26 protein-coding genes and 1 pseudogene are annotated in these 22,663 nt (G+C 37.7%); all 27 read left to right on the forward strand.

The genetic code is table 11. The annotated features are described in order from the left end of the window. Positions 1–489 (forward strand): annotated as a pseudogene (locus MRZ19_RS01575) (radical SAM protein); the annotation flags it as partial. Next, positions 490–1,581 (forward strand): radical SAM protein, encoded by a 1,092-nt coding sequence (locus tag MRZ19_RS01580; protein WP_291029665.1) that lies wholly within the window; start codon positions 490–492, stop codon positions 1,579–1,581. It abuts the pseudogene before it with no gap. A 7-nt stretch (positions 1,582–1,588) separates the two neighbouring features. Continuing rightward, on the forward strand, positions 1,589–2,674 hold the full coding sequence (locus tag MRZ19_RS01585; RefSeq protein WP_291029667.1) for a radical SAM protein: 1,086 nt from the start codon (positions 1,589–1,591) through the stop codon (positions 2,672–2,674). 8 nt (positions 2,675–2,682) lie between these two features. Beyond that, complete coding sequence (locus MRZ19_RS01590; RefSeq protein ID WP_291029669.1) at positions 2,683–3,366, forward strand: class I SAM-dependent methyltransferase; 684 nt, start codon at positions 2,683–2,685, stop codon at positions 3,364–3,366. A gap of 9 nt (positions 3,367–3,375) precedes the next feature. Continuing rightward, positions 3,376–4,167: a transketolase gene (locus MRZ19_RS01595; protein WP_291029671.1), complete on the forward strand. Its 792-nt coding sequence runs from the start codon at positions 3,376–3,378 to the stop codon at positions 4,165–4,167. Then, a complete protein-coding gene (locus tag MRZ19_RS01600) occupies positions 4,164–5,042 on the forward strand; it encodes a transketolase (protein ID WP_291029673.1) in 879 nt (292 codons plus the stop codon). The genes MRZ19_RS01595 and MRZ19_RS01600 overlap by 4 nt, the downstream gene beginning before the upstream one ends. Continuing rightward, positions 5,042–5,704: a class I SAM-dependent methyltransferase gene (locus MRZ19_RS01605; protein WP_291029675.1), complete on the forward strand. Its 663-nt coding sequence runs from the start codon at positions 5,042–5,044 to the stop codon at positions 5,702–5,704. Before MRZ19_RS01600 ends, MRZ19_RS01605 begins: the two co-directional genes overlap by 1 nt. A gap of 115 nt (positions 5,705–5,819) precedes the next feature. Beyond that, on the forward strand, positions 5,820–6,686 hold the full coding sequence (locus tag MRZ19_RS01610) for a radical SAM/SPASM domain-containing protein (protein ID WP_291029712.1): 867 nt from the start codon (positions 5,820–5,822) through the stop codon (positions 6,684–6,686). A gap of 2 nt (positions 6,687–6,688) precedes the next feature. Then, a complete protein-coding gene (locus tag MRZ19_RS01615) occupies positions 6,689–7,753 on the forward strand; it encodes a radical SAM protein (protein ID WP_291029677.1) in 1,065 nt (354 codons plus the stop codon). A 7-nt stretch (positions 7,754–7,760) separates the two neighbouring features. Further along, entirely contained in the window at positions 7,761–8,921 is a 1,161-nt protein-coding gene (locus MRZ19_RS01620; protein WP_291029714.1) for a bifunctional 2-polyprenyl-6-hydroxyphenol methylase/3-demethylubiquinol 3-O-methyltransferase UbiG, read from the forward strand. After that, positions 8,905–9,879 (forward strand): radical SAM protein, encoded by a 975-nt coding sequence (locus MRZ19_RS01625; protein ID WP_291029679.1) that lies wholly within the window; start codon positions 8,905–8,907, stop codon positions 9,877–9,879. Before MRZ19_RS01620 ends, MRZ19_RS01625 begins: the two co-directional genes overlap by 17 nt. Before the next feature lie 11 nt (positions 9,880–9,890). Continuing rightward, positions 9,891–11,003 carry a class I SAM-dependent methyltransferase gene (locus MRZ19_RS01630; RefSeq protein WP_291029681.1) on the forward strand — a complete coding sequence of 371 codons (1,113 nt, stop codon included), beginning with the start codon at positions 9,891–9,893 and terminating at the stop codon, positions 11,001–11,003. Beyond that, positions 10,991–11,356, forward strand: a complete 366-nt coding sequence (locus tag MRZ19_RS01635; protein ID WP_291029683.1) for a hypothetical protein — start codon at positions 10,991–10,993, stop codon at positions 11,354–11,356. Before MRZ19_RS01630 ends, MRZ19_RS01635 begins: the two co-directional genes overlap by 13 nt. Continuing rightward, positions 11,325–12,053: a methyltransferase domain-containing protein gene (locus MRZ19_RS01640; protein WP_291029685.1), complete on the forward strand. Its 729-nt coding sequence runs from the start codon at positions 11,325–11,327 to the stop codon at positions 12,051–12,053. The genes MRZ19_RS01635 and MRZ19_RS01640 overlap by 32 nt, the downstream gene beginning before the upstream one ends. Positions 12,054–12,070: 17 nt before the next feature. Further along, positions 12,071–12,550, forward strand: a complete 480-nt coding sequence (locus MRZ19_RS01645; RefSeq protein WP_291029687.1) for a WbuC family cupin fold metalloprotein — start codon at positions 12,071–12,073, stop codon at positions 12,548–12,550. A 14-nt stretch (positions 12,551–12,564) separates the two neighbouring features. Next, the gene (locus MRZ19_RS01650; RefSeq protein ID WP_291029689.1) at positions 12,565–13,053 is read left to right on the forward strand and encodes a hypothetical protein; all 489 of its coding nucleotides are present in this window, start codon (positions 12,565–12,567) and stop codon (positions 13,051–13,053) included. A gap of 45 nt (positions 13,054–13,098) precedes the next feature. Further along, the gene (locus MRZ19_RS01655) at positions 13,099–13,830 is read left to right on the forward strand and encodes an SDR family oxidoreductase (RefSeq protein WP_291029691.1); all 732 of its coding nucleotides are present in this window, start codon (positions 13,099–13,101) and stop codon (positions 13,828–13,830) included. Then, positions 13,830–14,768 (forward strand): radical SAM protein, encoded by a 939-nt coding sequence (locus MRZ19_RS01660; protein WP_291029693.1) that lies wholly within the window; start codon positions 13,830–13,832, stop codon positions 14,766–14,768. The genes MRZ19_RS01655 and MRZ19_RS01660 overlap by 1 nt, the downstream gene beginning before the upstream one ends. An 8-nt stretch (positions 14,769–14,776) precedes the next feature. After that, the gene (locus tag MRZ19_RS01665) at positions 14,777–16,423 is read left to right on the forward strand and encodes a class I SAM-dependent methyltransferase (protein WP_291029694.1); all 1,647 of its coding nucleotides are present in this window, start codon (positions 14,777–14,779) and stop codon (positions 16,421–16,423) included. A gap of 31 nt (positions 16,424–16,454) precedes the next feature. Continuing rightward, positions 16,455–17,546 (forward strand): DegT/DnrJ/EryC1/StrS aminotransferase family protein, encoded by a 1,092-nt coding sequence (locus MRZ19_RS01670; protein WP_291029696.1) that lies wholly within the window; start codon positions 16,455–16,457, stop codon positions 17,544–17,546. Continuing rightward, positions 17,536–18,294: a hypothetical protein gene (locus MRZ19_RS01675; RefSeq protein WP_291029698.1), complete on the forward strand. Its 759-nt coding sequence runs from the start codon at positions 17,536–17,538 to the stop codon at positions 18,292–18,294. The genes MRZ19_RS01670 and MRZ19_RS01675 overlap by 11 nt, the downstream gene beginning before the upstream one ends. A 37-nt stretch (positions 18,295–18,331) precedes the next feature. Then, complete coding sequence (locus MRZ19_RS01680) at positions 18,332–18,916, forward strand: acyltransferase (protein ID WP_291029700.1); 585 nt, start codon at positions 18,332–18,334, stop codon at positions 18,914–18,916. After that, complete coding sequence (locus MRZ19_RS01685; RefSeq protein ID WP_291029702.1) at positions 18,906–19,727, forward strand: SDR family oxidoreductase; 822 nt, start codon at positions 18,906–18,908, stop codon at positions 19,725–19,727. The genes MRZ19_RS01680 and MRZ19_RS01685 overlap by 11 nt, the downstream gene beginning before the upstream one ends. Before the next feature lie 31 nt (positions 19,728–19,758). Beyond that, on the forward strand, positions 19,759–19,896 hold the full coding sequence (locus MRZ19_RS01690; RefSeq protein ID WP_291029704.1) for a hypothetical protein: 138 nt from the start codon (positions 19,759–19,761) through the stop codon (positions 19,894–19,896). After that, the gene (locus MRZ19_RS01695; RefSeq protein WP_291029706.1) at positions 19,886–20,989 is read left to right on the forward strand and encodes a DegT/DnrJ/EryC1/StrS aminotransferase family protein; all 1,104 of its coding nucleotides are present in this window, start codon (positions 19,886–19,888) and stop codon (positions 20,987–20,989) included. The genes MRZ19_RS01690 and MRZ19_RS01695 overlap by 11 nt, the downstream gene beginning before the upstream one ends. Next, positions 20,989–21,933 carry a formyltransferase family protein gene (locus tag MRZ19_RS01700; protein WP_291029708.1) on the forward strand — a complete coding sequence of 315 codons (945 nt, stop codon included), beginning with the start codon at positions 20,989–20,991 and terminating at the stop codon, positions 21,931–21,933. The genes MRZ19_RS01695 and MRZ19_RS01700 overlap by 1 nt, the downstream gene beginning before the upstream one ends. A gap of 21 nt (positions 21,934–21,954) precedes the next feature. Then, entirely contained in the window at positions 21,955–22,536 is a 582-nt protein-coding gene (locus MRZ19_RS01705) for an acyltransferase (RefSeq protein WP_291029710.1), read from the forward strand. Positions 22,537–22,663 lie beyond the last annotated feature (127 nt).

Here is a 22,663-nt window from a genome sequence, read left to right on the forward strand (position 1 = left end):
GATGCGGGCTTTTATGTAGGGATTTATGCAGTGGCTACACCTAAGAATTTAGAGCATATTCAAGCAGTTCAAAAACTCTGTGAGCAAGAGAGAATTGATTTTAGGGTTAAAGAATATCTAGGCTTTGATGGCAAGCAGTGGTATGGGACTTATAAATATTTAGATGCAATCACACAAAAGGGCAATCAATATTGTGAGTGTAAAACCACAGAGCTTATTGTAGGTCCTAATGGGGCGGTGTATCGCTGCCATTCAGATTTGTATGAATCACGCACACCAGTAGGGAATATTGTGGATAAGGGGTTTCAGATTCAAGATGTTTTTCGCCCTTGTTATGTGTTTGGGCATTGTAACCCTTGTGATATTAAGGTTAAGACAAATCGTTTTCAAGAGTTTGGGCACACTTCAGTAGAGATTAAAAGCTTAAGAAGCCTCACACAAGCAGAGCAAAAAGCACTTGAAAATGGGGATTTTGGGCTAGGAATTTAAATGGCTGATGTTTTTCGTATTGATTCGCATAAGCTTATGTTCCATCCACAAAGAGTAACGCAATGGCTAGAGTCCTATGGAAAATGGGAACAAGAAAAGCGCATTTACCCTATTTATGTGGAGGTCTCTCCTTATGGGGGGTGTAACCACCGCTGCACATTTTGTGGTGTGGATTATATGGGGTATAAGAGCATTAAGATTGATTTAAGCATCTATAAAGAAAGAATCCAAGAAATGGCTAGGCTTGGCGTTAAAAGCGTGATGTTTGCAGGAGAGGGAGAGCCATTCTTACACAAAGAGTTGCCATTAATGGTAGAGGCAACTAAGAGAGCGGGTATAGATGCTGCAATTACAACAAACTTTGTTTTAGCAAATGCGGAGAATTTGCCCTTAATTTTAGAGTGTGCAAGCTGGGTTAAGGTTAGCATTAATGCAGGGGAAAGCGCAAGCTATGCGAAGATTCATCGCACAAAGGAGGCAGACTTTAACAAAGTGTTAAAAAACCTAGAGCTTGCCTTAGCAATAAGGGAGGATAAAAAGTTTGCTTGCACTTTGGGGGCGCAAATGCTACTCTTACCAGAAAATTATAAAGAAGCCCTAATTCTAGCGCAACGCTTAAAAAATATCGGCGTGGATTACTTGGTGATTAAGCCTTACTCCCAACATCTCTTTAGCAAAACTAGGGAATATGAAGCTGTGGATTATAAGGAGTTTTATTACTTAAAAGAGCAGTTAGAGTCTTTGAGTACAGAGCGTTTTAATGTGGTGTTTCGTGCAGAGACTATGCAAGCAAGCATTAATGGGCAAGGTTATCAAAAATGTTATTCTACGCCTTATTTTTGGGCATACATTGCATCAAATGGTGATGTGTATGGGTGCAGTTGCTATTTAGGGCAGAAAAACTTCGCTTATGGCAACATTAACGCGCAGAGTTTTCAAGCCATTTGGGAGGGGGATAGACGCAAGGAAAATGCGCGTTTTATCCAACAAGAGCTTGATATTTCTAAATGTCGTATAAATTGTAGAATGGATTTTGTTAATCGCTATTTATGGGAGCTAAAGCACCCAAATTTGCATAATAATTTTATATAGGTGTGTTATGAAAGATTTTGAGCTAGATTCGCATAAGCTGCACTACCATTTTGAGAGAGTGGCAGAGTTTAAAGAGAGAGGGGATTGCTACCCGATTTATATGGAGGTTTCACCTGTTGGGCTATGTAACCACCGCTGCACTTTTTGTGCGTATGATTACATTAACTATCCTAATAGAAAGCTAGAAAAAGAGAGATATTTAAGCTTTTTAGATGAGGCGGCAAGTTTAGGGGTAAAAAGCATTTTATATGCAGGAGAGGGAGAGCCACTTTTACACCCAAATCTTGCAGAGTTTGTTGCTAGGACAAAGGAAGTTGGGATTGATGTAGGAATGTTTAGTAATGGAGAGTTGCTCAATGCTAAAAAGGCGGAATCTCTTTTGCCTAATTTAACATTTTTGCGCTTTAGTTTTAATGGAGGGAATGCGCAAAGTTATGAGGCGATTCATTTACCACATAGTGGTCGGGGGGGGGGGCTTTTAATGGATAAAGTGCTAAAAAATATCGCAAATGCAGTGGAATTTAGAAATAAAAATCAACTTCAGGTGGATTTAGGGGCGCAATTTGTGTTATTGCAAGAAAATAAGGATTCTTTATTAGAAGCAATTAAGCATTTAAAAGAATGTGGAGTGGATTTTGTCTCTATAAAGCCTTTTGTGCTTCAAAATGCAAATCAAAAATATCACAATACTAAGCCTTTAGAAGAGTCCGAAATTAGGGAGCTAGCAGAGGCTTCTAATGGATTTAGTGATGGGAGCTTTCAAGTGGTTTTTAGAGAGAATGCGTTTGAAAACTCTAGTAAAGATAGGGGCTATACGCATTGTTTAGGCTGCAATTTTATAGCGGTGTTAAACTCTGCTGGAGATATTGCAAGCTGTCTGCCTTATTGGGATAGAGAGGAGTTTGTGTATGGGAATATTTATGAAAAAACCTTTTATGAAATTTGGAATGGAGAGAAGAGAGGGAAGATTAAGCAGTTTTTAGAACATACGCTAGATTGTGCTAAATGTCCTAAAAATTGTCGTCCCAATGCGATTAATGAATTTTTAAATGGGATTTTAAATCCAAGTGTAAAACATATTAATTTTATTTAGGAGAATTTATGGAGCAAACAAAGGGAAAATACTTTAATCATTGTGTGCAGGAATACAAAGAAGGGAAAATTGCAAAAATGGGCTATATGAGTTCTTATGCGTATTTCCACCAGCCTATTCGTTTAGCTTTAACTGCGGCGCGTTACAAGTTTGTCTCAAAAATGTTTGCAGGGATGGATAAGGTGCTAGAGCTAGGCTGTGCAGATGCGTTTTATTCTGTGATTGTGGCAGAGAGGGTTAAAACACTTGTTGCGACAGATTATGACCCTGTGTTTATCAATCAAGCCAAAGAGCTAGGGAGAGCTGAGAATATAGAATTACGAGTGTTAGATTTAGCACAGGAGCCTTGTGAAAATACTTTTGATGGGATTTATGCTTTAGATGTGTTTGAGCATATTCACCCAAAAGATGAAGATGCTTTTATGCGTAATGTTACACGCGCACTTAAGAAGCCTTCTGCGGGGGGGGGGGTATTAATTTTGGGAATTCCTAGTTTAGAGAGTCAAGTGTATGCAAGCGAGGGAAGTAAGGCAGAACATGTGAATTGTAAAAGTGGTGAGGATTTTAAAGCGTTTTGTAAAAAATATTTTCATCAGGTTTTTGTTTTTAGTATGAATGATGAAGTGGTGCATACAGGATTTTATCCTATGGCACATTATTTGTTTGCCCTTTGTGTGGGAGTAAAAGAGTAGGAGTAAAAGATGACAGAGCGCGCAAAAACAATTAGAAAAACGATTTTAGAAATGGCAAATTGCGCAGGAAGTCCGCATATTGGCTCGGCACTCTCTTGTGTGGATATTTTTAGCGCGTTGTATTTTAATGTGCTTCATATTTCAAAAGAAGATTTTCAAAAGCGCGATATTTTTCTGCTCTCAAAAGCACATTCTGCAATGGCGTTGTATGCGACATTGTTTCATAAGGGATTATTAAGTAAGGAGCAACTTTTAGGATATTACAAAAGCACATTACCAGCACACACAGATAGAGAGAGTAGCCCTTATGTTGAGATTTCAGCAGGGAGTTTAGGGCACGGATTACCTATTGGTGTAGGAATGGCATTAGCATTAAAGGGGCAAAAAAACTCTAAAGGGGAGCAAAGAAAAGTGTGTGTGCTAATGGGTGATGGGGAAGTGCAAGAAGGTTCTGTGTGGGAAGCGGCGATGTTTGCGCCAAAGTATGAGCTAGGGCATTTAATCGCACTAATTGATAGGAATGATTTACAGGGTTATGGGAGGGCAAGTGAGCTTGTTAGCTATGAAAAGATTGATGAAAAATGGCGCGCCTTTGGCTGGGAGTGTCAAAGGGTAGATGGGCATAATGAGAATGCAATGATTGAGGCAATTGTAGCACACAAGGGAAGTAGGATTCCGCTTTGTTTAGTGTGTGATACGACTAAGGGTAAGGGGGTTAGCTTTATGGAGAATTCTTTAAAATGGCATTATTTTTTGGTTACTGATGAAATTTTAAAGGAATCTTTAGGGGAATTGCAATGAGAAACACGCTTGCACAATGTATTTATGAAGTGGCAAAGGCTAACAAAGACTTCGTTTTAATCACAGGGGATGCAGGACTTGGTGTGTGGGATTCTTATAAAGAGGAGTTTAGGGAGCAGTATTTTAACCCCGGAATTAATGAAGCCTTGTGTGTGGGAATGGCTAGTGGAATGGCGTTGTGTGGGAAAAAGGTGGTGTATTACAATATTGCCCCCTTTGTGCTAATGCGCCCCTATGAGCAAGTAAGAAATGATATTTGCTATCAAAATGTCCCTGTGATTTTAGCAGGAACAGGAAGTGGAATCACTTATATGCCAAGTGGAATGACGCATTATGCAATTGAAGATATTGCGCTTGGGCTTACAATGCCAAATTTAGAGATTTTCTCGCCTTGTGATCCTGTGGAAGCAAGGGCGTGCTTTGCCTATGCCTATGCGTCAAAAAATCCAAGTTATATTAGGATTCCAAAAGCAGGGGAGCCTAACTTGCATACCGCAGAGATTGTGGATATTACCGCTCCGCAAATGTTAAGAGAGGGTGGCAATTCTGTCTTGTTCATCACGCATAGTGCGATTGCTGCTGAAGTTTTAGAAGTGGCAAGTGTGGTTAATGCAAGTGTGATGAGTGTGCCTTTTATCAATTCTAAAAACGGGGAAATTTTAAAAAGGATTCCAACTTTTGATAGGGTGATTGTGGTGGAGGAGCATTTTAAATATGGCGGTTTAGGGACTTATTTACAAAGTCAAGTGGATAAGAAAATAGAGATTTTAGGAATAGAGAATGCGTATGTGCATTTTATCGGCACACAAGCGCAAGCAAGGGAGCATTATGGGATTAATGCTAAGGGAATTTTAAATTTTATAAAGGGTTTATAATGGGTAGAAAAATAGAGATTTTCACGCAATTGCACCAAAAGACTGCTAGAAAATACGTTGATAGAATGGTGGATTCTAAGGTGGAATGTATGGAAGTGGCTAAGAAGTATGGGCAGGAGTTTTGGGATGGGGATAGGCGTTATGGCTATGGGGGGTATAGGTATGATGGAAGATGGGAGAGAGTTGCAAGAGAGCTTATAGAGATTTATGGGCTTAAAGAGAATGCGAAGATTTTAGATGTGGGTTGTGGCAAGGCGTTTTTACTCTATGAGTTGTCAAAATTGCTTCCAAAATGTGAGATTGTGGGCTTTGATGTTTCGCAATATGCAATTTGTAATGCAAAAGAGGAGATTAGAGAGAATCTTTTTGTTTATGATGCTAAAGATCCTCTGCCCTTTGGGGATAAGGAGTTTGATTTAGTGGTTTCACTTGGGACGCTACATAATCTGCCTTTGTATCATTTAAAGACTGCATTTAGTGAGATTGAACGCGTGGGAAAAGAGGGATATATAATGGTAGAGGCTTATCGCAATAGTCAAGAGTTGTTTAATTTGCAGTGTTGGGCATTAACTTGTGAGAGCTTTTTTCGTCCTGATGAGTGGATATGGTATATGCGTGAGTGTGGGTATCGTGGGGATTATGAGTTTATTTATTTTGAGTAGGATGTATTTATGGAAAGTGTTTATGAAAAAAATCTCAAATATGTAGAGAGTCGCGTTTTAGCTGCGTGGGGGGGCAAAATTAGATGATTTTGCTGATTTTCCTAGATATATTAAGATTGAAACTACAAATAATTGCACAGCTAGATGTACGATGTGTGGGATTAATGAGTGGCGCAAAAAGATGGAATCAGATTATATGGAGGATGATTTATTCTATAAAATTGCTGATGAGATTATCGCAAATAAGGATAAAGTTATGAAGGTGGCTTTGTTTGTTGGCAATGAGCCTTTGTTGGATAAGAATTTATCCAAGAGGATTCAATATTTAAAGAGTAAAGAAATAAAGGTGAATTTTTCTACAAATGGTTCATTGATGGATTATGATAAGGCAGTTGAGATTTTAGAGAGTGGAGTGGATCATATTAATTTTTCAATTGATGGGTTAGATAAGCAGGTTTATGAGCAGATTAGAAAACCGCTTAAATTTGAAGATGTGCTGGGGAATGTTTTACAATTTATCAAACTACGCGATGGATTAAAGAAAAAAACGCAAATTAGGATAAGTATTATCAAAACAAAGCAGGTAGATGATGATTTAGAACGCGTTTGTGGATTTTGGAATAAGATGCTTAATGCGTCTTTAGGCGATGGAATACGGATTGATGATTTATCTGTGGTTTATGGAACGCAAAAGAATATTCAAAAAATTAATGGTATGGAGCTAGATGAAAAGTTGCCCTATCATCACACTAATGAAGTGCCGTGTTATATTTTATGGAATACTTTGGTGGTAAAATGCGATGGAAGCGTTGCGCTGTGTAATGTTGATCAATGTCGAAAAATAAAATTAGGAAATCTTAACAATCATTCCATTAAAGAAATATGGAATCATAATGCTGATAAGCTGGCAATAATGCGTAAGCATTTAGATAGCGGTAGAGGAAGTGTGGATGTTTGTAAAAATTGTATTGGATGGTTATAGCAATGGGTTTATTATACACAAAATTTAAGATGTTTCATTTTAAGGATAAATTAGATTCTTTGCCTAGAGATAGGGAGATAACGCCTCCTATTCATATTCGTATCAAGCCTACTAATGTTTGTAACCACGATTGCTGGTATTGTGCGTATAAGGTGTCGCATTTGCAGCTTGGTAAAGATATGGTAGAGAGGGATTATATTCCAAAAGAGAAAATGCTTGAGATTTTAGAGGATTGTAAGGAAATGGGGGTGAAGGCGATTACCTTTAGCGGTGGTGGTGAGCCTTTGGTGTATAAATATATGCTAGATGCGCTGCGGTTTTTGGTGCAAACGGATATTGCCTTTGCGACTTTGACAAATGGTTCTAGGCTAAATGGGGAGGTGGCGGAGTTGTTTGCAAGGCACGGGACTTGGGTGCGCGTGAGTATGGATGGGTATGATAATGCAAGTTACAAGAAGTTTCGTGGCACGGGTGCGAAAGAGTTTGATAAGATTATTCAAAATATGGAATCTTTTAAGAAAATTGGCGGGAAGTGCGATTTAGGCGTGAGTTATATCGTAGGGCAGGAGAATTATCAGGCGATTTATCCTTTTGCTAAGATTTTAAGGGATGTGGGCGTGGATAGTTTAAAGATTGCGCCTACGATTGTAAGCAATGATAGTGAGGGGACAAATGCTTATCATCAAGGGATTTATGATGCTGTAAGAGAGCAGATTGCAAGGGTGAAGGCGGATTTTGGTGCGGAGTTAGAGATTTTTGATTCTTATCATTATCAATTGCAAAGCTTTAAGAAGGATTATGATTGGTGTCCTTACTCGCAAATGCTTATGGTCATTGGGGCGGATTTAAATCTTTATCCTTGCCAAGATAAGGCGTATAATTTAGAGGAAGCACTGCTTGGAAGTATCGCAAATATGCGCTTTAAGGATTGGTGGCAAAGCAATAAAGAATCCTTTTTTAAAGTGAATCCTTGCAAGGTTTGTAATCATCATTGCGTAGCAGATGATAAAAACAGAATGGTTTTAGAGTATTTAAATGCTGATGCTCAGCATTTAGGATTTGTGTGAGGTTGTGATGAATTGGTTTGTTAAATATTATGGGGCGCATAAAATTTCGCCTGTTTCGCAAGATATTAGTGATTTAAAAAAGCATATTTTAAGGCGTGAGCGACTTTATCAGCTCTTAGGAATTGATGCTGCTTTGTTTAAGGGGGCAGAGATTTTAGAAGTGGGTGCTGGGAGTGGGTATAACACGCTTCCGTTTTTATTAGCAGGTGCTAGGGTGGATATTGTAGAGCCTAATAAAACAGGGCGAGAAGCGATGGTAAATCTTTTTGAGTCTTATCATATTCATCCTAGTCAATACACAATTTATGATTGTATGATTGAGGAGTTTGATTCTGCTAAGAAATATGATTTTACCATTGCAGAGGGGTTTTTGCCATCTCTTGATAATAGAAAGATGCAAGAAGCAGTGATTGACTCTCTTATTAAAAAAGCTAAGGCGGGGGGGGGGTATATCGTTGTAACATCAATGTGTGTGTTTTCGTATTTTTTTGAAGATGTGCGTAGAATGCTTGGATATTTGTTGATTTGTGAATGTGCTTCTTATGAAGAAAGAGTTAAGATTCTATCTCAAGCATTTGTTACGCATTTAGAGAGTTTGAAATTTGCATCGCGTCCCATTGATGATTGGGTGAAGGATGCAATTTTGAATCCTGCTTTGGATACGGAGTTTTTGGATATGGGAGAGTGTGTTGCGGAATTTTGCAAAAGGGCGTGTGTGGAAGTGGTTGGAATCTCTCCTGCTTTGGTGAGTAATTTAAGTTGGTATAAAGATATGGAATATTCTTATGCGACAACTATTAGAGAGCAGTTTAGGCTTAAACAGCATTGTTTGCTCTCTATTGATTTGTTGGATAATGCGCGAGAAATTTCTAGCAATCAAAGATTAGAAAAAGATTTGAAAAGATTTAGGGCTTTGATTGTGAAGTTAAAACAAGGGGGTAACGCACTAGAGATTATGCAAAAAGTGATTTTGGTGTTGCAAGAGATTTTAGAGAAAAATCGGGATTTAGGGAAGGCTTTTAGTGCTCCCTTGCTTGAAGTGATTGCATTTTTACAAACGGGAAATATTACAGCAAAAGGTGTTGCTTCTCTTAATGAGTTTGCTAAGGCTTGGGGGAGAGGGCAGCAATATATTAATTTTAAAAGGATAGATGATGAAGGCAAATGAAAGTTATATTTTAGAAAAGGTGTCTAATTCTGTAGCGGGGGGGGGGGCATTATTAGATGATTTTTTGCAATTTCCTAGATATATCCAGCTTGAGACGATTAATAGATGTAATGCAAGATGTGCAATGTGTGCTATTGAGGAATGGGATAGGGAAGATAAGTATATGAATGATGATTTATTTCATAGGATTTCAAATGAGTTAATCAATCATTCCAATGTGATTGAGCGTGTTTCTATCTTTATGGGTGGTGAGGCACTTTTGGATAAGAAATTAGAGAGTAGGATTAAGAAATTATCCACAAATGGAATCCAAAATATTTATTTTACCACTAATGCTTCGCTGCTTGATGCAACAAGGGCAAAAGAGATTTTAGAGAGTGGAGTTACTCAAGTGGATATTTCCATAGATAGTTTAAATAAAGAGATTTATGAAAAGATAAGAGTAAATTTGAAGTTTGATGTGGTGTTAGAGAATACTTTGCGCTTTATTAAACTGCGTAATGCAGGCGATTATAAGACTAGGATTAGAATTAGAATTACAGAAATGCTATGCAATAGAGATGAGGTTGAGAGTATGGAGGAATTTTGGAATGGTGTGCTAGATAGTAAAAGGGGGGATGCGGTGTATTCTAAGCGACTTAATACTAAATTTACTGATACAAATATTTCTAAGAATGCGTCGGACTTTATTGGAATGAAGGAATACAAGCAAGAAGCCTTTGATTGTAATGCTTATCCTTGTTATGCGCTATGGAATACGAGTGTGATATTAAGTGATGGAAGGGTTGGAATGTGCTGTGTGGATATGGGAAGGAGTGTGATTTTTGGCGATTTAAAAACGCAAACCTTGCAAGATGTGTGGCAAAATTCCAAAGCCTTGCTTAAAATGCGACAAGTGCATTTGCAAGGCGGTAGAGGTTGTATTGCAGTGTGTGAAAATTGCGATACTTGGGTGTAAGGGAGTTTTTAATGTGTTTGGTGTGTGATGGGGCGGTTCAGTTAACAGAAAAAGAACTTTTTGGTAATATTAGTGGGTATCCTAGTGGGCTATATCCTTTTAAAATAGGAGTGTGTGAAAAATGTGGCTTGGTGCAAAAGGAAATCAGTCAAGCTTATATGGGTAAAATGGAAGCTGTGTATGCAGAAAACTACACATTTTTCACACAGGGGCAAAGTGTGGTTGAAGGAGGTGAGAGGGATAGAGGGTTAAGGGTTGTTGAGAGTTTAGAGGAAATGTATAAAGAGGGGTTGGATTTGCTAGATTATGGTTGTGGTGGAGGGCATTTTTTGAGTTTAATGGCTAGTGTTAAGCCTTGTTGGAATCTTTATGGAGCGGATGTGAGTGCGATTAATCAAAAGGACTTAATGAAAAGTGCAAATTTAAAAGAGTTTTTTATTTTAGGGAAGGAAATTAGCAAGACATTTGATGTTGTTAGCTTAAATATGGTGTTGGAGCATTTATTTGCGCCACTAGAAACGCTTAGTAAAATCCATAAGCTTTTAAGGGAAAATGGCAGGCTTGTGATTAGGATTCCTGATTTTAAACATTTAATGACAGATGTGTTTATCTACGAACACACAGCGCATTACACAAAAGAGAGTTTAGAAAGACTGCTTAATCAAAGTGGTTTTGTGGTAGAAAAAGAGATTGCTGGGATTCCCGATATTGAAATTGCTGTGATTGCCAAAAAGGTGAGTAAGGTGGAATCTTGCGTTACTGCTGCTTCTGCTGGGGGGGGGCATTATTCTCTTATGTGTGTAATAGAAGGTGTGCTTAAGATTTTAAATAGGGTGGAGAGATTAGAAGGAATGTATGGCGTTTTTGGTGTGAATGGTTTTGGGGCATTTATTGCAAATTATTTTCCTAAAAAAATCTTATTTTTAGTGGATGAAGATAGGGAGAAGTGGAATCTTAAATTTTTGGATAAAGCAATTATTAGTCCAAATGAAGCTAAAAAGCCTATTTTGCTTGCTTTTAGAAATCCTGAGGCAACAGATGAGATGTATAAAAAACTGCGTTTGAAGTATCCCAATGTGGAGTTTATTAATTTATTTAAGGAGTGTGCTCAATGGAATGTTTAATGTGTCAAGGAAGTTTAAAAGAAGTGTATGTCAGTCAAAAGCCTCTTAGTGTGAGTTCGGATAATTTTCTTTTAAAACTTGGAATCTCTTTGTATGCGTGCGTGGAATGTGGGCATTTGCAAAAGTTTCCTAAAAAAGAAGTTTTAAACCAAATTTATGCAAATTATAAAACAGATTCCTTATTACCTAACCAAGAGCAAGTGAAGTTTGATAGTGATGTGCCTAAGAGCAATTCTTATCGTTTGCTTGAAAATTCTTTAGAGTTTATCCCTAAAAGAGAGTCCTTAACAATGCTTGACTATGGTGCGGGGGGGGGGGGGTATGTTACAGAGCTTTTTAGCCCTTTTTCCTAAATCTAGTGCGTATGCTTATGATGTGAGTAGCCATAATCGTGCATTGTTTGCGGAAGTTGCCAAGGAGTTTTACACAAGCTTAAATGCAATTAAGCAAAAGTTTGATTTTATTAGCGCGGTGTATTGTGTGGAGCATTTTTGTGAGGTGAAAAAAGAGATTTTAGCGATGAGGGAGTTATTAAATGATGATGGAGTGTTAATGGTACAAGTGCCAGATATAGAGCAGAATCTTTGGGATATTTTTACTTATGACCATATCCATCATTTTAGCAGGGATTCTTTGCGCAATTTGCTTTGCCCTTTAGGCTTTTGCGTGATGTTCCCTAGTGTGCAGTTAGATAGAGGGATTACGCTTTTAGCTAAAAAGGATGGCAAAAGTTTGGGCAAAAGCAGTTCTTTTGTTTATCCTAAGGAAAGAATCCAAGCGCATTTTAGTGTGTTAGATAGGATTGTAGAGAGTGGAGAGAAGGTGGCTGTCTTTGGCAGTGCGATTAATAGCACATTTATAGCGGGGTATTTAGAAGGGAGTTTGGCAGCGTTTTTAGATGAGGATGTAAGGAAAATAGGCAAGGAGCATTTAGGCGTTAGGATTATTCCACCTAGTGCTTGGGATAAAAAAGTGATTATGCCTTATGGGCATATTAAAGATAAAGTGCAGGCAAAATACCATTTTAATGCTATGGTAGAAGTTTATTAAGAAATGTAAGGAGTTTTATGGAATTAGAACAAATGCAAGATGCAAAGAGTGCGACTTATTATTTTAAAGAGAAATTAGAATTTGCAAGTGTTAATAGCGAGCATATAGAGTTTATTAAAAATGTGGCTTTAAAAACTAGGGATAGTGCTAGGATTTGCTTGCATAGGGATGGTGATAGCGATTTGCATAATATGCTAATTGTGCATCCTAAGGGGAAATACATCCGTCCGCATAAAAATCCTAAGAAAAGCAAGGCGTATCAGATAGTAGAAGGAGCTATGCGTATGATAGGGATTGATGATGTGGGGAAAAAGCTTTTTGATAGAGAGCTTTCAAATGAGGGGGATAGAATGGTAAGGATTGAAAAGAATGTGTATTTACTGCTACTGCCTTTAACGCAACTTGTGGTGTTTCACGAAATTGCGCTTGGTCCTTTTGTGCGGGGGGGGGGGGGATTTTCAAGCCTATGCGCCCTTTGCTCCGCAAGAAGAGTGTGAGAGGGAGGTTTTAGATGGCTTTATCTCATGCTACACAAAAGGGGGTGGAACAGGGAATTGATTTAGAAAATTTTACTCCTGCAATTAATGCGAAAACACCTAGTTTTTTCGCGCTAAAAGGATTCTTTGGAATCTCTAAGGAAATGGAGCAAGATTTGCTAAAATTTGGGGATTCTTGTAAGGAGAGTGTGCGCTATTGTTTGCATAATAGTCCGCAGGATTCCTTGCATATAATGCTAATTTATCATCCTTATAAAAAGGCAATTCCCCAACAGATTTTTGAACACACAGATTCTTATTATCTCTTAGAAAAGGGAGCATTTAAGCTTACAAATTTAGACACAAATACAGAGATTGTGCTGAGTCAAAAGCAGTGTAAAATCGCAAAAATTGCTAAGGGTGTGTGTTATCAAATGGAGATTTTAAGCGATAGTTTGCTTTTTATTGAAGTAAGAGAGAGAAATACTGCTACTACTTGTGCGGGGGGGGGGATAATCCTTTAGTTGCCCAAGCCCTTGCTTTATGGCGTAAGCAAAAGGTGGCTTAAGATGGAATCGCTTAAGCCTAGGGCTTTAATCACGGGTGCTAGCTCAGGGATTGGGCTAGCCATTGCACAGGAATTACACAAAGAGGGTTATTGTGTAATGCTTGTTGCAAGAAATGCTACAAAATTGCAATCCATAAAAGAAAAGCTAAAAGAGAATGTAGAAATTTATCCCTTAGATTTAATGGATACAAACGCCTTGCAAGACTTTTTAGCTTTTTTACAAACGCATCATCTATTGCCTTTTGTCTGTGTGCATAATGTTGGCGGACGCCTAAGTGATGATACACAACCTCTTAAGTTGGAATCCTTTATAGATAGTGTGCGCTTAAATTTAGGGATTGCTGTGCAAATTAATTCTTATCTACTGCCTCTTTATGCTAAGGCAAAAAAAGGGCAAATTTTACACATTTCTTCGGATTCTGCATTAGATGGTTATGGTGCTAGTGGTTATGTCGCTTCAAAGGCAGCTTTAAATGCGTATATCAAAAGCACTGCTAGGTTTTATGCAAAAGATGGAGTTTGTATTAATGGTGTGATGCCGGGGATTGTTGAGTTCCCTTTGAGTGTGTGGAATCAAAGAAAAGGAAGTGAAGTCTATAAACAAGCCTTAGCGAAGTATCCTTTAGGGAGATTTGCGAGTTTAGATGAGATTTCTAGCTTTGTTGTGGCGTTAATTTTACAAAACAATATGCAAACAACGGGGCAAATTTATGTTTTAAATGGAGGAAAATAATGCTAAAAACAAAAGAAGATATTGCAAAACGGCTTGGGATAAAGACATTTGAATCGTGTTTTTTGTTTCCAAAATATTTTGAGATTGAAACCATTAATGCGTGTAATGCAAGATGTGTGATGTGCACGATTAATGAATGGAATGCAAGTATGAAAAATATTATGAGTGATGCTTTGTGGCAAAAGTTTGTTAATGAGGTCGGGGGGGGGGGCATTTATAGTAGCTGGATAGAAAAAATTACCCTTACTAGAGATGGAGAGCCACTTTTGGATAAAAAAATTGCGCAAAGAATTGCGGATTTAAAGAGAGTTGGAATCCAAAAAGTGGTGATTGTAACAAATGCTCAACTGCTGACATTAAAAAAGGCGCAAGAGATTTTATCTAGTGGAATTGATGAGATAATGTTTAGCGTAGATGGCTATTCTAAGGAAGTGTATGAAAAGATTCGTGTTGGATTACAAAGAGATTTAGTGTATAATAATGTCCTAAACTTCATAAGCTTAAGAAATGCGTATTTCCCTAAAGTGTGCATAAAAGTGCGTTTTATTGAACAAGAACTCAATAAGATGGAATCGCAAATTTGGTTGGATTTTTGGAAATCAAAATTACAAGCCACGGATGTAGCTTACATAATGCCTTTGCATAGCTGGGGAAATCAGCTAGAAAAGGAAAAGCAAGAGAAGGTAAAAGCACTGAGCAGTTATGCTTGTATTTCTCCTTTTAGCTCGCTAGCAATGCACTATGATGGTAGAGTTGGGCTGTGTGGAGTGGATTATGGTTGTAAGTTTTTGTTAGGGGATTTTAGAGATTCTAGCATACAAGAGATTTGGCAAGGAGAAAGGGCAAGAGCTGTAAAGGAAGCGCATTTAAGCGGAAATAGAAATGCTTATAGCTTGTGCCAAGGTTGTGATTTGTGGGATAGGACTTATAAATATTAGGAGAGAAAATGGATAAGATTATTAAAATACAAAAATGCCGTTTGTGCGAGGGCGGGGATTTAGTTAAGGTGATAGAGCTTACAAAAAATCCTGTGGGTGATAGGTTTTGGCGCGATAGAGAGAAGGCGTTAAAGAGTGAGCTACATAATGTGGAGATTATGCTGTGCAAGGAATGTGGGCAAATGCAACTCAGTGAAGTGGTAGAGCCTGCAGAGATTTATACAGAGGAGTATCTTTACACAACAGGAACTTCTGTGGGCTTAATAGAGCATTTTAGACAAAGTGCTAAGGAGCTAATAGAGCGATTTAGGATTCCACAAAATGCTTTGGTTTTAGAGATTGGAAGTAATGAAGGAGCGATGTTAGAGGCTTTTAGGGAAGCAGGAATGCGTGTGCTTGGTGTAGATCCTGCTAGGATTGCGGTAAAAAAGGCGCAAGAAAAAGGGATTGAAACGATAGAAGGGTTTTTTTCTTTAACATTGGCACAAAAAATTGCTAGGGAAAGGGGGAAGGTGAAAATAGTGGTCGCCAACAATGTAATCGCCAACATTCCAGCATTAGTAGATATAATGCAAGGGATTAAAGAAGTGTTAGAGGATGATGGGGTGTTTGTGTTTGAGACAAGCTATGCAGCAAGTGTGATTCAAAAGCATTTGATTGATACAACCTATCACGAACATATTAGTTATTTTAGTGTTAAGCCTTTGGGGAGATTTTTTACGCGTTGTGGATTGGAACTTTTTGATGCAGAGGAGATTTGGACTAAGGGAGGGAGTCTAAGAGGATATGTTGCAAAGCCGCTTTGTTTTTATAAAACAAAGCGGCTTGAAAATCTTATAAAGTTTGAAGATTCTTTAATCTTTGCTAGCCATATTGTGGCAAATACAACAGATTTTGAAAGTTTGTTTGGTGAGATTAGTAAGGCTTTAGAGGAAAATGAAAGTTTTGTATTTGAGAGCTTTTATGCAAAGGCGGTTTTAGAGCGGAATCTTTTAGATATGGTTTATACGGAGCATTTAAATTATTTATCTTTGCTTCCTCTTTGTGTCTTTTTAGAAAAAAGAGGCTTGTCTTTGTATCACGCAAAAGAGATTGCAAGTAAAGGTGGGAGCATACAAGTTTGGGTGTCAAAGAATCCAAATAGAGAAAAAAGCAAGGATTTACAAGAATTGCTAGAAAAAGAAAAAGAGTTTTTTAAGCAAGATGTTTTTGCGCGTTTTAGCACGAATCTTTTAGGATTTAGAGAGAGAGTAAGGGAGTTTGCGCTAGGAGTTAAAAAGCGACAAGGGAAGCTTGTGGTGTATGGGGCTTCTGTTGGTGGGATTATGATGGTGTATCATTTAGGGTTGTCGGATATTATTGACTGCTTTGTTGATGATAATCCTGCAAAGATTGGAGCATATGCGCCTGCGCTTGGTGTGCTTGTGTATGATTCTAAGGTGTTAGAAGGTGAGTTTAATGAAGTTAAAGAGGTTATTAGCGTGGCTTGGAGATTTATGGATAGCATTACAAAAAAGCATATGCAATTTTTAGAAAACGGCGGGAAGTTCTATGCACTGGAGCTTCCTACGCTAGAGATTAAAACTTATGAAAATACTAAGGAGTCTTGGATGAATGTAACGATCTTGCGGGGGGGGGGGGCATTTAGTAGTTAATAGCATTGCCCCTTTCAAAAAAGGGGCGTAAATGCGTGCTGTAAGATTTATGGATTTAAGAATTAACGAAGATGAGAGGGGCAAATTACTAGATTCTATTAATAAGGTGTTTGATAGCGGTTATTTTATTAACGGGGTGGAGTTGGAATCTTTTGAAAAAGAGATTGCTAGCTTTCATCAAAGGGAATATGCTGTTGGGGTGTGTTCTGGGACGGGTTCGCTTTATTATGCGCTTAGGGCGTTAGGGATTGGTAGCGGTGATGAAGTGATTACAACTGCGCTAAGTTGGATTGCAACGGCAAATGCGATAGCTTGCACGGGTGCGATTCCAATTTTTGCGGATATTAATGAGGATTTAAACCTTAATCCAAAGAGTGTGGAGAGTCTCATCACTTCTAAGACGAAGGCGATTTTGCCTGTGCATTATGCGGGAAGAGTTTGTGAGATTGAAGAAATTTTAGCAATTGCAAGAAAACATAATTTGTTAGTGATTGAAGATGCTTCACAAGCAATTGGAGCAAGGCGTAATGGAGTGTTGGCGGGAAGTTTTGGGGATGTGGCTTGCTTTAGCTTAAATCCTATGAAGGTTTTAGGGGCTTTAGGAGAGGCTGGGGTTATCCTTTGTGATAAAGAAGCAATCCAAGAAAAGATTAAGATTTTAAGATACAATGGGACGATTCATAAAGAAACTTGTGTAGAAATTAGTATGAATGGGAGAATGGATACCTTGCAAGCTGCGATTTTGCTTGAGAGATTAAAAACATTTGAAAGGATTATTAAAAAGCGACAGGCTATTGCGTATAAATACCACGAAGCTTTAAGGGATGTGGTGGAGATTCCTTTAGAGAAAAATGGAGAGAGCAATAGTTGGTATAGCTACACGATTCAAACAGATGCTAGAGATGGCTTGAAGGAATTTTTAGAGCAAAATGGGATTGAGACGAAAATCCAGCATCCTATTTTAATGCCGATGCAACCTGCTTATCAAAAATACACAACTGCCGATATTAGCAACGCAAAAAGAATTGTTGAGAGAATTTTGTGTATCCCTGCGCACGAAAAGCTAACAGAGCAAGAGCAGGATTATGTGATTGATAAGATAAGGAAGTTTTATGGAAGATAGTGTTGTTGTTTTTGCTTCTAAGAGAGTTGGATATGAAATTTTAAGCTTTCTTTTAGAGAGGCAATATAAGGTTGTTGCTGTGATTGTTGCAGGAAATGATGATAAAGAGATTTTTGCGTTATGTGAGCGGTTTAGTGTGCCTATATATTGCTTTGATGTGGCAAAAGTTTTAGAACTTTTAAGGGCTTTAGGAAAAGTTGCTTGGTGCGTGAATGCTTGGTCTGCGCATTATTTATGCGCAGAGATTTTAGAGTGTTTTGCGCATAGGATTAATGTCCATCCTAGCTATGCACCTTATTGCTTAGGAAATGATAATGCAGCTTGGGCGATTATGGAAAATCGTAGTATGGCTGCGGGGGGGGGGGCGTTTTTAGCAGGTGTTTGCTTGCTGGAGATGACAGAAAATATTGATGAAGGGGGAATTTATGCTGTTAAAGAGATTGTGTGTGAGTTTGGAATTAAGGGAAAGGAGTTGCATGAGATTTTAATGAATGAAGCGATAGGGTTTTTTAAAGAGTGTTGGGAGGATATTTTTAAGAAAAAGATTCTTCCTAAGGAGCAAAAAGTTATTACAAAATATACAAGAAAGCAAACAGATGCTGTGAAATATCTTGATGCTAAGAGTTATATTAAGATTGAGGATTTTGTTTTAAGAATTTTGGCAAATGATTTTAGTCCAAGATATACTAGCGTGCTAAGGTATGAAGGCAGGGAATATGCTATTACCTTGGAGGTGAAGGCTATTTAAGAAGCTAAGTTTCTTTCTTGTAAGGGAAAGGAAATTAGTGGATTTAAATAGTGATTATTTTACAAGTGTAGAATTGCAAGAAATGGGTATGAGAGTGGGCAATAATGTTAGGATACACAAAAAAGCTAGTGTTTATGGGGCTGAAAATATTGTTATAGGTGATAATGTAAGGATTGATGATTTTTGTGTTTTAGTGGCGACAGGTCCTTTAGTAATTGGCTCTTTTGTGCATATTCCGCCTTTTTGTTTTTTGGGAGCTAAGTTTGGCATTTTTATTGGAGATTATGTATCTTTTGCACACGGCGTGAAGGTGTATTCAAGTGCTGATGATTATAGTGGTGAGCATTTAACGGGATGTATGGTGGATTCTGCTTTTGTGAAGGGGGGGGGTGATAGGGTTGAGATTAAAAATCATTGTATCATTGGAGCAAATTCTATAGTGCTGCCTAGTGTTGTGATAGAAAAGGGTGTTGCGGTTGGGGCTTTAAGCTTGGTTAAAGGGAGATTGGAGGAATTTGGGATTTATGCGGGGATTCCTGCTAAACGCATTAAGGATAGAAGTAGAAATATGCTAGAATTGTTGCCTGCAAATTTTTCTTTAAAGGATGATTGTGAAAAATAAGGAAAATTTATGGATTTTTGGTGGAAGTAAGGGGATAGGTGGTGTTTTTACACAAAGAATGCTAGAGAGTGGGGAGTATGCTATAAGCTTGTTTGCAAGGAGTAATCCTTATAACTTCGCTGTGGATTTTGTGAATGTGGATTTTTGTAAGCAGGATTCCTTTATGCAGGCATTTAAGAAAAGGTTAAAAGAAGTAGAAAAAATCCACCATTTAGTTTTTTTCTTAAAATATAGAGGTGGGGCTGAAAATGCCTTTATCGGAGAGATAGCAGTAGAAATAGAAACGCTTAAGAATGTAATGGAAAATGTTTCAAGTTTTTTAGAAAATGGTGCAAGTATTGTTTTGGTTAGCTCTGTGTGTGGGGCGTTGGTTGCAAATAATCAAGGGGTGGAGTATCATTTTGCTAAGGCGGCTTTAGAGCAAATGGCGCGTTTTTATGCAGTGAAGCTAGGAAATAGAAATATTCGCGTAAATGTGGTAGCTCCTAGTTTAACTCTTAAGCCTGAAAATGCTTTATTTTACAAGGAGCAAACAAAATTAAGAGAGTTGTATTCTAGTATTTGTCCTTTGGGGAGAATGGGAAAGAGTGAAGATGTGTGTGAGGTGATAGAATTTTTAATGCGTGTTGGATTTATGACAGGGCAGGTGTTAAGGGTTGATGGTGGTGTGAGTTTGCAAGAATACGAGGGGCTGATTCGGGGCTTGGTGCAAAAGTATTTGCAAAGAGATTTACAAATTTATTCTAAGGAAGAAACGATGGAATTAAAACATAATTTAGCTGCGGGGGGGGGGGGCGTATTTAGCTGTTAATCGCATTGCCCCTTTCAAAAAGGGGGCGTAAATGCTAGTAAATTGGTGGAATATTGCATTAGGTAAAGAGGAGCAAGAGGTGATAAAAAAGGCTATTGTGGATAGAAGTAGAAATATACTAGAATTGTTGCCTGCAAATTTTTCTTTAAAGGATGATTATGAACAATAAGATTGATTGGTGGGTTAATGTTTTAGATGAGAGTGATGTTATGGCAGTTAGCAGTGCTATGAGAAACAAGAGCATCTCTCAGGGGGAATTAACCCATCAGTTTGAAAGAGAGCTGGCACAATATTTAAATGTTCCTTATGTGGTGTGTGCGTCAAGTGGTAGTGCTGCGTTAGCTATGGCGTATTATGCGTGTGGATTAAGGGTGGGGGATGAGATTTTAACTTCTAATGTTACATTTGTGGCGACTGCGAATGCGGCTTTATTGTTTGGAGCTAAGGTTAGGGCTGTTGATGTTAATGTTAGAAATGTTATAGATGAGAATAGTATAGAATCGCAAATTACAGAAAAAACAAAAATTCTTGTTCCTGTGCATATGAATGCTTGCTCTTGTAATATGGATAAGATTTTAGAGATTGTTAGGGCGCATAATGTGGAAGTTGTAGAGGATGCTTGTCAAGCCTTTTCGTCAAAATATTCTTTGGATTCCGTTAATAAAGGGAAATATTTAGGGACATTTGGTAGGTTTGGGTGTTTTTCTTTAGGAATGGCAAAACTTTTAACAACTGGTGGAGGAGGCTTTATAGTTGCACATACTCAAGAAGATGCAGAATTATTGAAAAAGATAAGAAACCAAGGGGTGCTTGATGTTAGAAAAACTTGCCAATACCATCAATTTGGGTTTAATTTTAAATTTACGGATTTACAAGCAAGCATAGGTCTTAATCAGCTAAAGAATATAGAGGGTAAGATACAAAGGGCTAAAGAGATTTATATGAGGTATAAAGACGCACTTGGTGGATATATGCAGTTTTTAGAATCGGATATTGAAAATGGTGAGATTCCTATGCGGGTGGTTGCTTTAACTAAGCATAATGAGAGGTTAAAAGATTATTTGTTGTCAAAGAATATTGTGTGTGCTTTGGAATCTCAACCTCTTAGTAATTGTTCTTATATGGACATAAAAGGGGATTTTGTTCATAGCGATTATTTTGAAAAACATAAGTTAATTTTGCCTAGCGGACCTAGTAGAAGTTTTGAGGAAGTGGATATTGTGTGTGAGGCGATTATAGAATTTTTTAAAAGGATAGCATAATGAGATTTGTGATTTTAGGAACAATGGAGTGTGCGAAGAGATTGGCTAGGGCGATTATGGAATCGCAAAATGAGTTAGTGGCGATGATTTCTTTAAAAAAGGAGCTACTGCCAAATAATTCTACGGATATTAAAGCATTTGCGCAAAATATAGGTGTTTTGTATTATGAGATAGAAAATATTAATGATGAGGAGGAGTTGATAAGAAGCTTAGAGATTGATGTGCTAGTCTTTGTGTGGCCTAGAATTATCAAATCGCATATCTATAAACTGCCAAAAGTGATTACATTTGGCATACACTCTACAAAACTTCCACAAAATAGAGGCAGGCACGCATTGCATTGGAGTAAGGTTTTAGGATTAAAAGAGAGTGCGATAAGCTTTTTTGAGATTGACGAGGGGATTGATACGGGAAAAATCCTTTTACAAGTTCTGCTAAAATTTGATGACAAAGATGATATTAATTCTATGAATGCAAAGGTTGATGATGCTATGTATGAGGGGCTAACAGAGCTTTTAAAAAATCCTTTATCCTTCCAAAATAAAAGAAATCAAGAAGGGGAGGCAAATTATTGGCGTAAAAGAAATATGCACGATGTGTTGTTGGATATGAGAATGAGTTCTCATATGATTATCAACACAATTAAGAGTTTCACAAGCCCATATCCTTGCGCAAAGTTAATTATAGATAATTATATTGTGGATATTGTTGAAGCACAAAGAGTTTTGATAGATAAAGAAATTGTCAATATGGAACACGGAAAAATCTATAAAATAGAAAATAATGCTGTTTTAGTAAAATGTGAGGATTGTATTGTAAGGTTGGTCAGTAAGGAGAATGGATTTGCATTTTTAAATGCAGAAGAAAATAGTGTTTCTGTGGCTGGGGGGGGGTATATTTATCCGCCAAGCTATTATATCCAAAAGTATCGTCTAGAAATTTAGTATATTGCGCGGAGGTGCTTAATGTTCTATCCGCGTAGTGAGTTAGAGAATATGGGATTTAAACATTTGGGGGAAAATGTATTGATTGATACAAGAACAACTATTGATAATCCAGAAAGGATATCACTGGGTAGCAATGTGAAAATTGGTAGCTATGCAATATTGAGTGGAGATGTAGAGATAGGTAGTTTTGTGCATATTGCTTCTTTTTGTGGTTTGTATGGAGGTGCTGGAATTTTCATAGATTCTTTTGTGAGCATAAGCAATCGTGTTTGCTTGATTACTGAGAGTGATGATTATTCTGGAGAATCTATGTCTGCTCCATTTGTTCCGGATAAATATCGTTTTAATATTAGACGAGGTAAGATTGATGTAAAGAAACATTGTATTATTGGTTCTGGTTCCTTATTGTTGCCAGCAATTAAACTTGCAGAAGGAGTTGCTGTTGGTGCTATGAGTATGATTAGCGGAGAGACAGATCCTTGGGGGATTTATGTAGGGATTCCAGCTAGGAAAATTAAAGATAGAAGTAGAAATATCTTAGAGCTAGAAAAAAGCTTTTTAAGGGAAATTGGTAAAAATTTTGAAAATTTTAATCATTAAACTTGGGTATTCAGAGACGCTAGATCCTGAGATTGGTAAGGTTGTAAGTTTAGGCGATGTTGTGCGATGCACGGTTGTATTGGAATCCTTAAAGAAAAAATTTGACAATTCTAAGATTATTTGGCTT

It is taken from the genome of Helicobacter sp. (genome assembly GCF_022770205.1).
Taxonomy (GTDB): Bacteria; Campylobacterota; Campylobacteria; order Campylobacterales; family Helicobacteraceae; genus Helicobacter_D.

Bases quoted from the DNA above. Each gene is read 5' to 3' on its own strand.
- MRZ19_RS01630 (WP_291029681.1), top strand. From the start codon at position 9,891: ATGTGTTTGGTGTGTGATGGGGCGGTTCAGTTAACAGAAAAAGAACTT.
- MRZ19_RS01580 (WP_291029665.1), top strand. From the start codon at position 490: ATGGCTGATGTTTTTCGTATTGATTCGCATAAGCTTATGTTCCATCCA.
- MRZ19_RS01595 (WP_291029671.1), top strand. From the start codon at position 3,376: ATGACAGAGCGCGCAAAAACAATTAGAAAAACGATTTTAGAAATGGCA.
- MRZ19_RS01690 (WP_291029704.1), top strand. From the start codon at position 19,759: ATGCTAGTAAATTGGTGGAATATTGCATTAGGTAAAGAGGAGCAAGAG.
- MRZ19_RS01665 (WP_291029694.1), top strand. From the start codon at position 14,777: ATGGATAAGATTATTAAAATACAAAAATGCCGTTTGTGCGAGGGCGGG.
- MRZ19_RS01585 (WP_291029667.1), top strand. From the start codon at position 1,589: ATGAAAGATTTTGAGCTAGATTCGCATAAGCTGCACTACCATTTTGAG.
- MRZ19_RS01670 (WP_291029696.1), top strand. From the start codon at position 16,455: ATGCGTGCTGTAAGATTTATGGATTTAAGAATTAACGAAGATGAGAGG.
- MRZ19_RS01700 (WP_291029708.1), top strand. From the start codon at position 20,989: ATGAGATTTGTGATTTTAGGAACAATGGAGTGTGCGAAGAGATTGGCT.
- MRZ19_RS01675 (WP_291029698.1), top strand. From the start codon at position 17,536: ATGGAAGATAGTGTTGTTGTTTTTGCTTCTAAGAGAGTTGGATATGAA.
- MRZ19_RS01645 (WP_291029687.1), top strand. From the start codon at position 12,071: ATGGAATTAGAACAAATGCAAGATGCAAAGAGTGCGACTTATTATTTT.
- MRZ19_RS01605 (WP_291029675.1), top strand. From the start codon at position 5,042: ATGGGTAGAAAAATAGAGATTTTCACGCAATTGCACCAAAAGACTGCT.
- MRZ19_RS01660 (WP_291029693.1), top strand. From the start codon at position 13,830: ATGCTAAAAACAAAAGAAGATATTGCAAAACGGCTTGGGATAAAGACA.
- MRZ19_RS01590 (WP_291029669.1), top strand. From the start codon at position 2,683: ATGGAGCAAACAAAGGGAAAATACTTTAATCATTGTGTGCAGGAATAC.
- MRZ19_RS01600 (WP_291029673.1), top strand. From the start codon at position 4,164: ATGAGAAACACGCTTGCACAATGTATTTATGAAGTGGCAAAGGCTAAC.
- MRZ19_RS01705 (WP_291029710.1), top strand. From the start codon at position 21,955: ATGTTCTATCCGCGTAGTGAGTTAGAGAATATGGGATTTAAACATTTG.
- MRZ19_RS01635 (WP_291029683.1), top strand. From the start codon at position 10,991: ATGGAATGTTTAATGTGTCAAGGAAGTTTAAAAGAAGTGTATGTCAGT.
- MRZ19_RS01695 (WP_291029706.1), top strand. From the start codon at position 19,886: ATGAACAATAAGATTGATTGGTGGGTTAATGTTTTAGATGAGAGTGAT.
- MRZ19_RS01620 (WP_291029714.1), top strand. From the start codon at position 7,761: ATGAATTGGTTTGTTAAATATTATGGGGCGCATAAAATTTCGCCTGTT.
- MRZ19_RS01650 (WP_291029689.1), top strand. From the start codon at position 12,565: ATGGCTTTATCTCATGCTACACAAAAGGGGGTGGAACAGGGAATTGAT.
- MRZ19_RS01655 (WP_291029691.1), top strand. From the start codon at position 13,099: ATGGAATCGCTTAAGCCTAGGGCTTTAATCACGGGTGCTAGCTCAGGG.
- MRZ19_RS01640 (WP_291029685.1), top strand. From the start codon at position 11,325: ATGTTACAGAGCTTTTTAGCCCTTTTTCCTAAATCTAGTGCGTATGCT.
- MRZ19_RS01625 (WP_291029679.1), top strand. From the start codon at position 8,905: ATGATGAAGGCAAATGAAAGTTATATTTTAGAAAAGGTGTCTAATTCT.
- MRZ19_RS01615 (WP_291029677.1), top strand. From the start codon at position 6,689: ATGGGTTTATTATACACAAAATTTAAGATGTTTCATTTTAAGGATAAA.